The following is a 14,389-nucleotide window of genomic DNA, read 5'->3' on the forward strand; positions in this document are numbered from 1 at the left end:
AACCTTTAACCATGAGTGATCACAGCATAGAAGAGATAGAGAAAGACATTAAAAATGAGTTGCAGCTTGAGCGCATGATTTTGTTCAGCGATGCGGTGTTCGCCATTGTCATTACCCTGATGGCGATTGAGCTGCGCATCCCTGAATCAGAACACAAGCGGACAGCCGAAGAATGGCACCATGTGATTAAGCATTTGTTTTCTGTATTTGTGGCCTATGGGGTAAGTTTCGGTTTTATTGGCAGCACCTGGTACCGGCACTTAAAGTTGTTCGGCTTTTTGAAAGATTATGATACCGGCTTGGTGGTTCGCAACCTGATCCTACTGTTTTTAATCGGCCTGTTTCCTTTTAGTGCATCGGTGGTCACTACCCCTACCGAGACTATTTTTCCCTTTGTTGTTTATGCCGTTGTGATTATACTGTGCATGGCGGCACAATATGCATTGCAGTATTATGTAATTGTACAACGCCCTCAATTACGCAACCAGCGCCCCATAGATAAACAATTGATTATGCTGAAAATTGGCCGATTAATATTAGCCGGCTTAATTATAGCCTTTACACTAACAGCTGTAAGTTACATCATGCTTTCAACCGAAAACAAGCCATTGGCCTTTTTATGGATGGCAGGATTTGGCTTTGTAGTTAAATTCGTTCGTCAAAAGTATAAATCGCAATTGAAGAGCTTACCGCCTGAGTGCTTGTAATTAGCTTAAATAGGGATTGTCACGCTGAACTTGTTTCAGCATCTCACATGCTAAGTTTGAGGTCGCCTTATCGCATTGCTTGTCCTGAGAGCTGCTAAAACAAGTTCAGCATAACATACAATGCAATTCAAAAGTTTATGAAAAAACGATCAAAAGTCCAGATGCTGCTTAATTTTGATGTTAAAAGTATCCCCTTCTTTGTATTTGCCTAAGGTGTAATTAAGTAAGCGCAGGCTGAGGCCACTCTCATGTTCAATGCCCAATTGCTCATAAAAACCTTTGAACAGTACCCTACTCACCTTCCATTTTTTGGCAGTAAAGCTGTGTATGATTTCAATGCACTCTGGGTAAACAGCCACCTGTTGCTTTTCAGGCTTAAGGCCGATACTGGTCGCTTCCTCTGCACTTAAAATATTACAGTTGCTAAGCAGACGGGCCGTATATAGTTGTATCGGTTTGCGGTACAGGGCCTGTGGTTCACCGGTTTCAATAATACGGCCGTTGCGCAGTACAACCAACCTATCGGCCATAGAGAGCACCTCAGCCGGATCATGCGATACCATAATTACCGTTATAGCCGTTTGTTGCACAATGGCGCGGATGTCCTGCTGCAAACCTTCACGGAACGAAGTATCTACCTGATTAAAAGGCTCATCTAATAATAACACCTCGGGGCGTGTCACCAAAGCACGTGCTATGGCTACCCTTTGCTTTTCGCCGCCACTCAATTCGGCAATTTTTTTCTCGGCCAGGTGCAGCATATTCAGTTGCTGTAATACCTGCTCCGACTTTTCCTTCTTGGCTTTCAAATTGGTGTTGGGCAACAGCGAAGCCACGTTATCCCACACCCTGGCATACAGGTTGAGGTCATCAGTATGCTGGGTTACCATTTTCATGGCATCATGGCCGGGTATCAGTTTTTCTTCTGGTCCCCAAATGCGTTCACCTTTAAAATATACTTTGCCTTCATCGGGCGAGAGCAAGCCATACAACAGTTTCAGTAAAGTACTTTTCCCGCTGCCACTTTCACCAATGATGGCCGTAATTTTACCCGGCTCAATGGTTAAGTTAGTTTTCTGTATGCCCGACGCCAGTTGCCCCGGGTATTGTTTACTGATTGCCTCTGCCCGCAAAAAAGGTACTTGTGCCATTGCGGTAAAGATAAGGAAAGGATTAGGAAGATAGAATCAAGAGTCAAGGCAGCTTTTTGATTAATGAAAAAAGACAAAAGACAGGAATAGTAACTCCTCATCTTTTGTCCTTTGTCTATTAATCTTTTGTCGATAAGCTCTTAAAATCCAAACATCAAACCTACTGACAAATTTTTCAGGCCTTCCTGGGCCGGGCTATCTTGGAACATGTCGTTGAAATAGTATTTGGCAAATAAACCCATGCTGCCATAGCCTACGCGGGCGGTTACGCCGTATCTCAGTTTGGCAAAGTGGTAATCGTCGTTAAACTTCTGCTTGCCGTTTTCATCGCTCTTTTGTTTAACGCGGCCATTTAACAAGATGCCGATATCAGGGCCTGCTACAAAGTGTACGTATTTACCATTCTCATCGCCACGGGTGCGGAAATCAAAAGCCAGCGGAATACGCAGATAGCTGGAAGAGAAGCGGTTTTTGCTATAAATGATATTATCCTGGCGATAAGTTAACACCGGCTGATCTTCCAGTATGGTAATGTTTTCGCGCAGGCGGATCAGTGTCCAGTCGAAACCGGCGGACAGGTAAACTTTAAACGCCGGACTAAAGCGGTAACCGGCCTGTAGTACATCAAAGCCTACATTAAGCGTTTTCCATGAGCGGTAGCGTAAAAAGTTGTTTTGCGGCGATAACTTAAAGCTGCCATTATCCAACAGGGTAGCCAAACCCAAATCGAACCGGGAGAAAGTTAATCCCCAAGAGAAGCCGGGTGCTTTGTCTACGGTTTTGCTGCTATCAGGAGCGCTGGTAATGCCATTACCCATTCTGAAGCGGTATACCTTGCGCTTGGCATGGCTTACAGTATCAGTTTTAATTTTCACGGTATCAGTAACCCGTCTCGAAGTATCGGTAGCGGTGCTTTGTGCAAACACACCGGTGGCAGCCGCGCATAGTATGGCGGTAAGTAATAAGCGTTTCATTGTATGTAAGTGTATTATATAGATTGAATAATTATTTGTCTTTTTTTACTCTGAACAGGCCCAAGTTAACTCCGGTAACTACAGCTTCGTCATCATCAGTATCGGTAAACTCTATCAGCTTATCATCGCGTTTATCTACTTTAGAGACTACCAGGTTCACTACATCGCCCAAACTACGTATACCATGGCGCTTTGTTTTAGGTTTGGTAGCTATATTTGAAGCCAAGCTTGTATTAGCAGACTGGTTAGCGGTAGTTTGAAACACAGTTTCTTCTTTTGGCGTTGGTTGGGCGGCTAAAATTACATCAGGCACTACGGCGTGAGTAACTTCCGGTTGGGTAGGCTGCGTAACCGATGCTAAAACCGGCTGGTTTTCTGTGGGCAGAACAGTCTCCGGTTTAACAACCAGCTGCTGTTTTGCTGCCGGCTCATTAACCGTCTGTTGCTGGCGATGAACGGCGGCCATATGATTTACCGGCTCCACCGTTGCCGGTGTTTGAGCAGCCTCGGTGACAGGATTACTGCTTTGCATCTGCGCCTCGTCACTTCTTTTTACTTCCTCAAGCACAGTTGACTTAGGCAGATTTCTTGCAGCTACTTTGATAGAATCAACCGCCTGGTCATTAGTTTTGGTTCCCTTCAGCATCAACCAGGTACCGGCGGTTAATACCACAACTATAGTAGCGGCAATGCGCAGGTAAGGTACGATGCTTTTTTTAGCGGCCGGGCCATCCAGTTGCCGGGCTATATTTTGCCAGGCATTGGCCGATGGCTCTGCTTCCATGTGCTCTAATTTTGAGCGGAACAGCTGGTCAAAATCTTTATCGTGCATATCCATATGACGTTTTTTCAATTTCTTCAATTTTTTGTTTCAAAATACCGCGGGCTCTTGACAGCTGCGATTTGGAGGCGCCTTCAGTAATGCCCATGGTTTCGGCTATCTCTTTGTGCGAGTAGCCCTCAATGGCATACATGTTAAACACCATCCGGTACCCCGGCGAAAGCTGCTGTATCAGGTTCATTAAATCTTTGGCACTCAGGTTGGCCGGTGCTGCTGCACTTACGCCTTCATCATAGCCACTCTCGGTAATATCTACCACCTGCATCATTTTGTGGTGCTTGCGGTAATACTCAATAGAGCTGTGCACCATAATCCGCCTGATCCATCCTTCAAAAGAACCTTCGCCCCGGTAATCACCCATTTTTTGAAAAACCTTTACAAAGCCGTTTTGCATCATATCCTCAGCCTCCATTTTATCGGTGGCATAGCGCAGGCATACACCCAGCATTTTTGATGCAAATTGTTTATACAGCATTTCCTGTGCTTTACGGTCGCCCGTTTGGCATCGCTGTATCAGCTCTTCAGTGGTAAAGGTCTTTCTTAAAAACATGTGATATAAGGAAGATGAAGCTTTTGGAAGAATGGTTGCAAGGGGTTACAAATATTTTTAAAAAACTTTATAAATATAATTTTTGAGGCTGATGTTAAGGTATTTTTATCTTTATACACCATGAGAAGACTTGCCCTGTTCTGTATTTTCTGGCTACTGCTTTCTGCTGCCTATGCCCAATCTGTTGCCTCACATTATAGTTTACTTAAACCCGACTGCGTTTTTGATGGCCATAATGTACATACCGGCTGGTGGGTGCTGGTGAATAACAACCACATTGAAGCTGTTGGCGAACCTGCCACCATAAAAGCGCCTGCAGATGTAAAGGTGATTGAGCTAAAAGGACAAACCCTGATGCCGGGCATGATTGAAGGCCATTCGCATCTTTTTTTACATCCATACAACGAAACCAGCTGGAATGACCAGGTGCTGATAGAAAGCCGTGCCGAGCGTACTGCCCGGGCTGTGAATCATGCCAGGGCAACGCTGATGGCCGGTTTTACTACCGCACGTGATTTAGGTACTGAAGGCGCCATGTACGATGACGTGGGTTTAAAGCAGGCCATTAGTAAAGGCGTCATTCCTGGTCCGCGTTTGTTGGTAGCTACCCGTGCCATTGTTGCTACCGGCAGTTACGGCCCCAAAGGATTTAATGAAACTACGGAAGACGGTATACCCAAAGGCGCCGAAGAAGCCGACGGCGTGGATGCTTTGAGCAAAGCCGTACGCTCACAAATTGGTTACGGTGCCGATGTAGTTAAACTATATGCCGATTACCGCTGGGGCTCTAACAACACTGCTGCCCCTACCTTTACCGTAGATGAATTGAAACTGGCTGTACAAATAGCCGGTAGCAGCGGCCGTTATGCGGTAGTACATTCAGGAACCGAAGAAGGCATGCGCCGGGCCATTGCCGCCGGTGTGCGCACCATTGAGCATGGCGATGGCGGCACGCCCGAGATATTTAAATTGATGAAAGAAAAAGGCGTAGCCTTGTGCCCTACCCTTGCCGCCACAGAATCCATCGCCAGCTACCGCGGTTGGAAAAAAGGCATCGACCCTGAAACTGAAGGCATTAAGCAAAAGCATAAAATGTTTACCGAAGCCCTGAAAGCCGGCGTTACCATTTGCATGGGCGGCGATGTAGGCGTATTTACCCATGGCAACAATGCCCTTGAGATGTTATTGATGGCTGAATATGGCATGAAACCCATTGATGTGCTACGCTCCGCTACCTCAGTTAACGCAACAGTGTTTGGCCTGAAAGATTTAGGTAACATCAAAGCCGGTTACCTGGCTGATTTGGTGGCGGTAAGCGGTAATCCGGCAGAAGATATAAAAGCGGTAAAACAGGTGGCTTTTGTAATGAAGGATGGGGTAATTTATAAACAGTAATAAAAAAAGCAAGTGATTGTGTCATCACTATAATTTGTCCTTTCGACCGCAGGGAGAAATCTTCTTCATCAAGCCTCTCTACAGCAGACTTATTGCATGAAGAAGATTTCTCCCTGCGGTCGAAATGACAAGAACATTTATTATTTACTAATAAACTTGTATTATTTCCTTAGTCTGTAGTATTTATAAATCTTTACGGCCGACATAATGATCATAGCAAAGGCGACTAATCCCAGTAAGCCATAAATCCAGTCTACAGCATTTTTGAGCACTGCTAAAAAGACGATGGCGAATAAAAAGATAGTAGCTACTTCGTTCCAAATGCGCATTTGGGTGGAAGTCCAGGTATAAATGCCCTTACGCATTTGCTGCATTTTCTTTTGGCATATGAAATGATACACTATTAAACCGGCCACAAATCCTAATTTTACCTGTAGCCAGCCCTGGTGCAGCCAGTATGGATTAATGATGGTCATACCTATGCCTGCCAGAACAGTAAGCAGCATAGCAGGCGTGGTGATGATATTCATCAGCTTGCGCTCCATTACCTCAAACTGGGCAGACAAGATGCCACGATCGGGCTCCGGCTTTTCCTGCGCTTCAGTATGGTAAATAAACAACCGCACAATATAAAACAGGCCGGCCATCCAGCACACTACAAAAATGATATGTATGGATTTAATGTATAAGTACATACCCCCTCCGCCCCCTGAAGGGGGAACTTTTATAATTTATAATATTAAACAATGAATGTCGAACTACGAAAGATAAGCAATTGAGCTTAACACCTTCGTCATTCGACATTCATCATTTGATGTTTGACACTACCCCATTTACCTTCTGTTCCCCCTTAAGGGGGTTAGGGGGCGGGGCTCTTAATATTTGAACTCCTTAATAACCTCAACGGCATACTTCACATTATCAAACGGAATGTCGGGCATAATGCCGTGGCCCAGGTTAAAGATAAAGCCTTCCTCGCCGCGCATGCGCTCAAAGAGGCGGTAAATGCGGTCTTTAATTACTTTTTTATCGGCATATAAAATATGCGGATCTAAGTTACCCTGTACAGCTACGTTAGCCGGTAAGCGTTTCTTGATGTCCAATAAATCTACATTCCAGTCGATAGAAACTACATCCGGCTTGGCTTCAGCCATTAATGGTGCAAATACCGAACTGCCTTTACAGAAGGAAATCACCGGAATATCCTGACGGTTCAGGTTACTGATAATTTCGGTAATATAACGGTGCGAAAACTCTTTGTAGTCATCCCATGCTAAAGCCATGGCCCAGCTGTCAAAAATCTGCACGGCATTTACACCGGCTTCAATTTGCAGGTTCAGGTAACCGGCAGTTACTTTTGCAATTTTAGCAAGCAATGCATGCGCCAGTTCTGGCTCGTTGTGCAGCAGCAGTTTGGTGAGTTTGAAATCTTTTGATGAACCACCCTCTACCAGGTAACTCATTACCGTAAACGGCGCACCGGCAAAACCGATTAACGGAATTTTTCCGTTCAGGCGTTGCTGTACTACTTTAATGGCATCGGCTACATACTGTAGTTTGTGTACCACTTCGGTATCCAGGCGGTCAATATCGGCCTTGCTGCGTACCGGGTTGGCAAAGCGCGGACCTACGCCCTGGGTAAAGCTTAAATCACCGCCCATGGCCTCTGCAGTTACCAATATATCTGAGAACAGAATGGCGGCATCTATATCCAGCAAATCAACCGGCAGCATGGTTACATCGGCTGCCAGCTCAGGTGTTTTGCACATTTCTAAAAAAGAGTGCTTATTTTTAATGTCCCAGTACTCTTTCATAAAACGGCCGGCCTGGCGCATCATCCATACCGGTGGGCGCTCGTGCGGCTGTGCAAATGCAGCTTTAATAAATAACGAATCTTTCATATCAATACTTAAGGCAATCCCTGCCTTATTCAGGTTTATAGCGTTTCAAATTTTGCTGAACTTCAGCAATCACGGCTTTCATTTTAGCAGTTTGCTTATCCTGGTGCTGGTTGGCCAGTTGCAGATAAGCCGCCGTTTTTTCGGGCTTGCCATTGCGCAAACTAATGTTCGCCACAGCCACCAGTGCCGCAATATGGTCATTCATGGTACGCAGCGGATATTGGGCCGCCTGCTCGTAATGGTATTCGGCACTTTCAAAATCGGGTTTATGCATGCTGATGCCACCCATCATATATTCATAAACCCCGCGGCGCTTTTTACTCAGCCATTCAGGCTTTTTAATTTCATGGAGCAAAGCCTCAGCCTGCTGATAATTTTTTAAATGAAATTGCTTGGCGGCCAGTACTAATGTACCCTGGCGAAAATATTCAACCACCAATGCTACCAGCAGTAATAGAACTACCCCTACCAGTTGATAGGTTTGGTAATGATAAAACACAAATGCCAATAAAATTAATATCCCGCCTATAACAAGGCGGGCTTTGATAGTGAACATTAATGCTGATCAGTAAATTTATAACCTACGCCGCGGATGGAATGGAAATAAACCGGATTTTTAGGGTCTGGCTCAAAATATTTGCGGAAGGTTAATATAAAATTGTCAATGGTACGGGTTGATGGATAAACATCATAATTCCATACCGTTTCTAAAATCTGCTCGCGCGATACCGCCTCGTTGCGGCGCTCAATCAGCAGTTTTAACAGCATGGTTTCCTTTTTGGTTAAAGGAGTGATAGAACCGTCTTCATTTACCAATTCAAAAGAATTGAAATGAATGGTTTTCTCGCCTATTTTATAGCTATTAAACTCTTTCAGGTCATCGCCTTTTAAACCGCGTTTCACCAGGTTGTTTACCCGTAAAATTAGTTCTTCCAGGTTGAAGGGTTTGGTCAGGTAATCATCAGCGCCTTTTTTCAAACCGGCAATTTTATCCTCGTTGGTGTTTTTGGCGGTGAGGAACATAATGGGCACCTCAGAATTTTCGAGGCGGATGGTTTCGGCTACTACAAAGCCGTCAACTTCTGGCATCATCACATCCAGAATCACCAGATTAAAGCGCTCTTCTTTAAAAATATTCAGCGCTTTTTTACCATTGTTGGCAGTTGATACCTTGTAGCCTTCCAGCTCGAGGTTTAGTTTGATGGCTTCCAGCAAGTGTTCCTCGTCTTCGGCCAATAATATTCGTTTTTTGTTAGGCATAGTTGAACTCATATCTCAGTTTTAAGAAAAAACAACTTCAAAAACACTTCCGGTAGGCTCATTATCTCTCACCTGTATAGAAGCCTGGTGCTTATCAAGCACCTGTTTTACAATGTATAAACCTAAACCTGTGCCTTTTGTGTTACGGGTTTCTTCACTCCCTACACGGTAAAACCTCTCGAAAATACGGCTTTTTTCTTCATCGGCTATACCAATGCCGTGGTCGGCCACCTGGAAACAGATTTTGTTGTTCTTACTGTATAATTTTACTTCAACGGTTTCGCAAGGCTTGGAATATTTTACCGCATTCTCAATCAGGTTAGTGATGACCGAAGTGAGCGCAAACTTATCGCCGGTAATTTGAATTTTAGGCTCAATCTCGGCATTGATGAGTTGCTGCTGCAAGTCACATTTATTGATTTGCAAACGGTTTACAATACCATCTACCAGTACCGATAGGTTAAATTCCTGCTTAGGGAAATTATACGAATGGTTTTCTATTTTAGAGGCCAGCAACATATTTTCCACCATATCATTCAGGCGGTCTACATCCAGTAAACATTTGCCAATAAAATCATGCGTTTGCTCCCTGGTGAGTGTAGTGCGCTTCTGTATGGTTTCCAGATACAATTTGATAGAAGCCAGCGGCGATTTCAATTCATGTGTTACTGAAAGCAAAAAGTTCTTCTTTTGCGCATGCAGCGTACGTTCTTTATTGATAGCCCGGTGAAACTGATATGCACCTACTAATATAACAGTAATGAACATCAGGCCTTCGCCCAATATCATTCCTGTTCGGGCAGGTTGCAGTGTCACGAGCATATACCCCCACCATAGCAACTCGGCTATAGAGTAGATCATCAGGGCATAAAAGATGACGAACGGACGCTTCATCATAACAGTTTAATTTTGAGTTTGCGAATTAAATACAATATTTAAACTATGGAAGATGGCTTGCTGTGTTTGCTCTAAATCAGCAGCCGTGTGCGCTGCGGATACAAAGCCGACCTCGTAGCCCGACGGACCTACATAAATGCCACGGTTCAATAACTCGCGGTGCATCACTTTAAAGTTATCCATACTGGCCGGATTAATTTCATCAGCCCGGCGGATGGCCTCCTGCTCGGTAAAGGCAAACCAAAATATGGAGCCGATGGTAAATATTTTAACAGGATAGTTGCGCTCGGCAATAAAGCTTTGTATACCGGCTACAAAGTGCTGTGTTTTTTCAGCAAGTTGCTCATAAAAACCGGGTTGCAATAACTGACTTAACTGTGCTATACCTGCCGACATAGCCACCGGGTTGCCCGACAAAGTACCCGCCTGATAGACTGCCCCATCCGGCGAAATCTGGCTCATGATAGTTGCCGAAGCGCCGTAAGCACCTACCGGCAAACCACCACCAATAATTTTACCATAGGTAATAATATCCGGCTGGATATTGTAATAACCTGCCGCACCTTCAAAACCTACACGAAAACCGGAGATCACTTCATCAAAAATCAACAGAGAGCCGTTTGCTGTACAAATGTCGCGCAGGAATTGCAAAAACTCAGGCTCTTGTAACAATAAACCATTGTTAGCAGGTACTGGCTCAATAATGATGGCGGCAATCTGGTCTTTAAAATCTTCGAAAGCCTTTTGCACGGCCTCTTTATCATTTAAAGCCACTACAATGGTTTCGGCTGCAAAAGACGGCGGTACACCTGCGGATGATGTTTCGCCAAATGTAACCAGGCCCGAACCTGCCTTCACCAACAGGGCATCTACGTGCCCGTGATAGCAGCCTTCGAACTTTAATATCTTGTTGCGTTTTGTATACCCACGGGCTAAGCGGATAGCCGACATTACAGCCTCGGTGCCCGAGCTTACAAAACGTATTTTTTCGATAAAACGATTGTTGGATAAAATCAGTTCGGCCAATTCGTTCTCCAACGCCGTTGGCGCACCGAATGACATGCCATGCTGCATCACCTCAATCACTTTTTCGCGTACTGCGGGATGGTTATGGCCCAAAATGAGCGGACCCCATGAGCCGCAGTAATCAATAAATTCATTACCATCGGCATCCCACAGGTGGCTGCCGTCGCCTTTCTGGATAAACAGCGGCGTACCGTATACCGATTTAAAAGCCCGCACCGGTGAGTTTACCCCACCCGGAAAATAAGCTTTAGCCTTCGCATATAACTCCGCAGATTTCTCACGGCTGATATCAGCCGCTGGCGCTTCCGGATTGGTATTTACAATATGATTATTGGCGTCTTTCATTATTAACTTCCTTCTTTCTTTTCCTGTCATTTCGACCGTAGGGAGAAATCTTCTTCGCCAAGCCAGTCTGGTGTAGACCTATCTCTTAAAGAGGATTTCTCCCTACGGTCGAAATGACAAATTTTATATTTTGGCTTTACAACCACTTATTCAACAGCACTTCCTTCGCATGGTAGGTCAAAATAGCCGTAGCCCCTGCCCTGCGTATGCTCATCAGCACCTCGGTAATGGCGCGCTGCTCGTTGAGCCAGCCATTTTGTATGGCAGCTTTTATCATGGCATATTCGCCGCTTACATTGTAGGCCGCGATAGGCAGTTCAGTATTATCTTTTAATAATTTAATTACGTCCAGGTAAGGCAAAGCTGGTTTAACCATCAGAAAATCAGCACCCTCATCTTCATCCATGCGGGCTTCAATCAGGGCTTCACGCTGGTTGGCCGGGTTCATCTGGTACGATTTCTTGTCGCCAAACTTAGGAGCCGATTGCAAAGCATCGCGGAATGGGCCGTAAAATGCACTGGCATACTTAGCAGAATACGACATGATGGATACATTAGCAAATCCATGCTCATCCAGATATTTACGGATGTAACCTACGCGCCCATCCATCATATCTGAAGGGGCAATGATATCGGCTCCTGCACGGGCGTGAGCCAATGCCATTTTGCCTAATACCTCCAACGTTTCATCATTCAAAATTTGGCCGTTCTCCACAATACCGTCGTGCCCGTCAATACTGTAAGGATCCATAGCTACATCGGTAATTACGCAGGCTTCAGGAAAGTGCTTTTTCACTTCAGCAATGGCGCGTAAATACAGGCTGCCTTCGCGGTGGCTTTCAGTAGCGTATTTATCTTTTAATTGTTCCTCGATGTTCGGGAATAAGTCGAAACTTTTTAAACCCAGTGCCAAGCAGCTTTCTACTTCACGCAGCAAATTGTCAATGCTGTAACGATAAATGCCCGGCATAGAAGACACCTCAGTTTTCTGGTTGCTGCCTTCTACAATGAATAAAGGAAAAATAAGGTTAGCGGCGCTCAGGTATGTTTCCTGCACCATGTCACGTATCACTTCACTTTTCCGGTTTCTTCTTGGTCTTTGTAACATAAACCCCTCCTAAATCCTCCCCCATAGGGAGGACTTTTAAAATGTAATTTAAAAAAGTAGCCCTCCCTACCGGGGAGGGTTGGGTGGGGCTACATTAAACGGTTAACCCAAACACGGCCTCGGCCAGCCCCACTTCGTCGGGCGAGAAAGGCAGCTTGTAAGTCATATTTAATTCTTCCAGCTTTTTACCTGTCGATTTACCGATAGCTACAATCTGCTGATGATTTTCTAATAAATGGTGCTCGAAGTAGGCGGCAACGTTTGATGGACTGGTAAATACCAGCACCTCGGCCGAAGTACCTGCCACCTGCTCTTCGGGCAGGGTTTCATATACCGGCAAGTCAATAATTTTCGTGTCCTCACCTAAACTGCGCTGTATACTTCGCATTGGGCTTTCGGCACCGGGGAACAATACGGTGCAACCTTTGCAGAGCTCAGAGAACTCGCGACCAACAACAGCCGTATCGGTATTATCGCCCACAAAATCGGCAAAGTAACCTTGGCGGCGCAGCATATCTTCTGAGCCGCTGCCAATAACGCCGAATTTGGGTGTTTTTACAAACTTAGGTTGCAATTGAAAAAAGTGCTCAACTGCATTCTTACTGGTAAAAAACACCCAGTCAATATCTTTCAGGATATGTGGGTTCAAAATGGTCATGATCGGTACCGTGCGGATCAGTGACCGTCCTTCAATCTCGATCTTATGCTTTTCCAGCACCCTGCGGAAATAGCTATGTGCCGAAATATCCCTTGAAATAAACACCTTAGACGGAAACTTGCGCTCCGCCTGAAAATAGCTTACCACCTTCTCGGGCAGGCCGTTAACGGTGCCTGCTGCCAGGTACAAACGGTCGGGCAGCTCTTCGCCACTATTGGCTTTAGAGGTAAATACTTTGTAAATACCATCCTGCTTGCGGCAGTAACAGCCTAAAGGCATATGGCAACCACCGCCGAATTGCTTCAATACATCTCGCTCAACCGCCAACTCCTCAGCTACCTGAGGGTAGTGCAGGTGCTGCTGCAAAAAGTCGAATAGTTCGGTATCATTTTCGCGTATTTGTATAGCTAAAGCGCCCTGTGCAGGCGCCGGCACAAATTCGGTAGGTTTCAATTCTTCTACATGAAATTCGCTCAGGTCAATACCTAAACGGTGCACACCGGCCTTGGCCAGCATAATGGCATCGTAGCTTTCGCCGCGCAATTTATTGATGCGGGTAGGCACATTGCCGCGCAGATCGGTAATTTCCAAATCGGGGCGCAGTGCCAGTAGTTGGGCCTTGCGGCGATTGGATGACGTACCCACGGTAGCGCCAAACTTTACAGATAATTTATGACGAACATCTACACAATCCTTCAAAATCAACAACAGTTCAGAAGGGTCTTCCCGTTCTGAAACTGCTGCGATAATGAGTCCCGGCGGATGCTCTGTAGGCAGGTCTTTGTGCGAATGTACCGCCAAATCAATTTTACCTGCCAATAATTCTTCTTCTAACTCTTTGGTGAAAAACCCTTTACCTTCCAGCTTATCAAAGCTGAGGTTCAAGATACGGTCGCCCTGTGTTTTAATAATTTTTAAATCAGCAGCCACGCCGTTATTGGCCAGTTGCTGCTTTACAAAGTTGGCCTGCCATAAGGCCAGCTCACTGCCACGAGTTCCTATAATGAGTTTTCGATCCAAAAGCGTATATAATTTGCAGTCCAAATTTACGCTTTATACCCCTCATTCAGGAATATTATTGAGATATAAGTACATTCCTGACGGATAAATTACAGTAAATCAAGGTTAACGATTGACTTTCGCGTTTTATTCAATTCTACTGGTCTGAAAAGATTTTTTTGACTTTTGAATTTTCACTTTTGACTTAATTGGAGCATTGCCTTCGTCCCGGACTATGCAATAGTCTGAACCGGAATTTGTGAAATTGGAGGAATGAACAGAATTGAAAACATGATCTCATTGGGAAAAAGCATGTCTTGCTGAGTGCGAGCGAAGAACCTGTACCGAAACATGTTTAAAAGTGAACCAACGCTGTCATGCTAAGGTTCTCGAAGCATAGGTGCACAGGCCGCACCGATGAACGTTTCTGCACCCACACTTCGAATGCCTCAGGGTGACAAGGATAGCACTTTATCGTTATACCTCTTTTTGAGCAAAAGCAAGCAGTTAGATCAAACGTACAGGGGCTTCGCTGCCGCTCACAATGACGCCATGGTTTAAAACGAGAAAGGGAGAA

14 protein-coding genes are annotated in these 14,389 nt (G+C 45.1%); 2 read left to right on the plus strand and 12 right to left on the minus strand.

Translation table 11 applies throughout. The features are described from left to right. Window positions 1-11: 11 nt before the first annotated feature. Entirely contained in the window at window positions 12-707 is a 696-nt protein-coding gene (locus ACYVNW_RS08735) for a TMEM175 family protein (protein ID WP_460679470.1), read from the plus strand. 149 nt (window positions 708-856) lie between these two features. On the opposite strand, the gene ACYVNW_RS08740 is transcribed toward ACYVNW_RS08735, so the two are convergent. The 4 genes from ACYVNW_RS08740 to ACYVNW_RS08755 all read right to left on the minus strand — a co-directional run bounded on the left by ACYVNW_RS08740 (window position 857) and on the right by ACYVNW_RS08755 (window position 4,223). Then, window positions 857-1,858: an ABC transporter ATP-binding protein gene (locus ACYVNW_RS08740; protein ID WP_460679471.1), complete on the minus strand. Its 1,002-nt coding sequence runs from the start codon at window positions 1,856-1,858 to the stop codon at window positions 857-859. 140 nt (window positions 1,859-1,998) lie between these two features. Further along, window positions 1,999-2,832, minus strand: a complete 834-nt coding sequence (locus tag ACYVNW_RS08745; protein WP_460679472.1) for a porin family protein — start codon at window positions 2,830-2,832, stop codon at window positions 1,999-2,001. 31 nt (window positions 2,833-2,863) lie between these two features. Continuing rightward, a complete protein-coding gene (locus tag ACYVNW_RS08750; RefSeq protein WP_460679473.1) occupies window positions 2,864-3,685 on the minus strand; it encodes a hypothetical protein in 822 nt (273 codons plus the stop codon). Further along, window positions 3,654-4,223 (minus strand): RNA polymerase sigma factor, encoded by a 570-nt coding sequence (locus tag ACYVNW_RS08755; protein ID WP_460679474.1) that lies wholly within the window; start codon window positions 4,221-4,223, stop codon window positions 3,654-3,656. The genes ACYVNW_RS08750 and ACYVNW_RS08755 overlap by 32 nt, the downstream gene beginning before the upstream one ends. 120 nt (window positions 4,224-4,343) lie before the next feature. Here ACYVNW_RS08755 and ACYVNW_RS08760 point away from each other — a divergent pair, with 120 nt between their 5' ends. After that, complete coding sequence (locus tag ACYVNW_RS08760) at window positions 4,344-5,618, plus strand: metal-dependent hydrolase family protein (protein WP_460679475.1); 1,275 nt, start codon at window positions 4,344-4,346, stop codon at window positions 5,616-5,618. Between the two features lie 161 nt (window positions 5,619-5,779). Here ACYVNW_RS08760 and hemJ read toward each other — a convergent pair whose 3' ends face one another. The 8 genes from hemJ to hemC all read right to left on the minus strand — a co-directional run bounded on the left by hemJ (window position 5,780) and on the right by hemC (window position 13,833). Next, on the minus strand, window positions 5,780-6,313 hold the full coding sequence (hemJ, locus tag ACYVNW_RS08765; RefSeq protein ID WP_460679476.1) for a protoporphyrinogen oxidase HemJ: 534 nt from the start codon (window positions 6,311-6,313) through the stop codon (window positions 5,780-5,782). A 180-nt stretch (window positions 6,314-6,493) separates the two neighbouring features. Next, window positions 6,494-7,519 (minus strand): uroporphyrinogen decarboxylase, encoded by a 1,026-nt coding sequence (hemE, locus tag ACYVNW_RS08770; protein ID WP_460679477.1) that lies wholly within the window; start codon window positions 7,517-7,519, stop codon window positions 6,494-6,496. A 25-nt stretch (window positions 7,520-7,544) separates the two neighbouring features. Then, window positions 7,545-8,075, minus strand: coding sequence for a hypothetical protein (locus ACYVNW_RS08775; RefSeq protein ID WP_460679478.1), 531 nt, complete (start codon window positions 8,073-8,075; stop codon window positions 7,545-7,547). Beyond that, window positions 8,075-8,779 carry a response regulator transcription factor gene (locus ACYVNW_RS08780; protein ID WP_460679479.1) on the minus strand — a complete coding sequence of 235 codons (705 nt, stop codon included), beginning with the start codon at window positions 8,777-8,779 and terminating at the stop codon, window positions 8,075-8,077. The genes ACYVNW_RS08775 and ACYVNW_RS08780 overlap by 1 nt, the downstream gene beginning before the upstream one ends. A 21-nt stretch (window positions 8,780-8,800) precedes the next feature. Next, entirely contained in the window at window positions 8,801-9,673 is an 873-nt protein-coding gene (locus ACYVNW_RS08785) for a sensor histidine kinase (protein WP_460681006.1), read from the minus strand. Window positions 9,674-9,682: 9 nt separating this feature from the next. Next, entirely contained in the window at window positions 9,683-11,047 is a 1,365-nt protein-coding gene (gene hemL / locus ACYVNW_RS08790; RefSeq protein ID WP_460679480.1) for a glutamate-1-semialdehyde 2,1-aminomutase, read from the minus strand. Window positions 11,048-11,183: 136 nt separating this feature from the next. Then, window positions 11,184-12,155 carry a porphobilinogen synthase gene (gene hemB, locus ACYVNW_RS08795; RefSeq protein ID WP_460679481.1) on the minus strand — a complete coding sequence of 324 codons (972 nt, stop codon included), beginning with the start codon at window positions 12,153-12,155 and terminating at the stop codon, window positions 11,184-11,186. Between the two features lie 94 nt (window positions 12,156-12,249). Further along, window positions 12,250-13,833: a hydroxymethylbilane synthase gene (hemC, locus tag ACYVNW_RS08800; RefSeq protein ID WP_460679482.1), complete on the minus strand. Its 1,584-nt coding sequence runs from the start codon at window positions 13,831-13,833 to the stop codon at window positions 12,250-12,252. Window positions 13,834-14,389: the final 556 nt, after the last annotated feature.

The organism is Mucilaginibacter koreensis (assembly GCF_054783355.1).

Excerpts from the sequence above, each read along its gene's own strand:
- ACYVNW_RS08735 (WP_460679470.1), top strand. The coding sequence starts at position 12 with ATGAGTGATCACAGCATAGAAGAGATAGAGAAAGACATTAAAAATGAG.
- ACYVNW_RS08740 (WP_460679471.1), bottom strand. The coding sequence starts at position 1,858 with ATGGCACAAGTACCTTTTTTGCGGGCAGAGGCAATCAGTAAACAATAC.
- ACYVNW_RS08745 (WP_460679472.1), bottom strand. The coding sequence starts at position 2,832 with ATGAAACGCTTATTACTTACCGCCATACTATGCGCGGCTGCCACCGGT.
- ACYVNW_RS08755 (WP_460679474.1), bottom strand. The coding sequence starts at position 4,223 with ATGTTTTTAAGAAAGACCTTTACCACTGAAGAGCTGATACAGCGATGC.
- ACYVNW_RS08760 (WP_460679475.1), top strand. The coding sequence starts at position 4,344 with ATGAGAAGACTTGCCCTGTTCTGTATTTTCTGGCTACTGCTTTCTGCT.
- hemJ (WP_460679476.1), bottom strand. The coding sequence starts at position 6,313 with ATGTACTTATACATTAAATCCATACATATCATTTTTGTAGTGTGCTGG.
- hemE (WP_460679477.1), bottom strand. The coding sequence starts at position 7,519 with ATGAAAGATTCGTTATTTATTAAAGCTGCATTTGCACAGCCGCACGAG.
- ACYVNW_RS08775 (WP_460679478.1), bottom strand. The coding sequence starts at position 8,075 with ATGTTCACTATCAAAGCCCGCCTTGTTATAGGCGGGATATTAATTTTA.
- ACYVNW_RS08780 (WP_460679479.1), bottom strand. The coding sequence starts at position 8,779 with ATGCCTAACAAAAAACGAATATTATTGGCCGAAGACGAGGAACACTTG.
- ACYVNW_RS08785 (WP_460681006.1), bottom strand. The coding sequence starts at position 9,673 with ATGAAGCGTCCGTTCGTCATCTTTTATGCCCTGATGATCTACTCTATA.
- hemL (WP_460679480.1), bottom strand. The coding sequence starts at position 11,047 with ATGAAAGACGCCAATAATCATATTGTAAATACCAATCCGGAAGCGCCA.
- hemB (WP_460679481.1), bottom strand. The coding sequence starts at position 12,155 with ATGTTACAAAGACCAAGAAGAAACCGGAAAAGTGAAGTGATACGTGAC.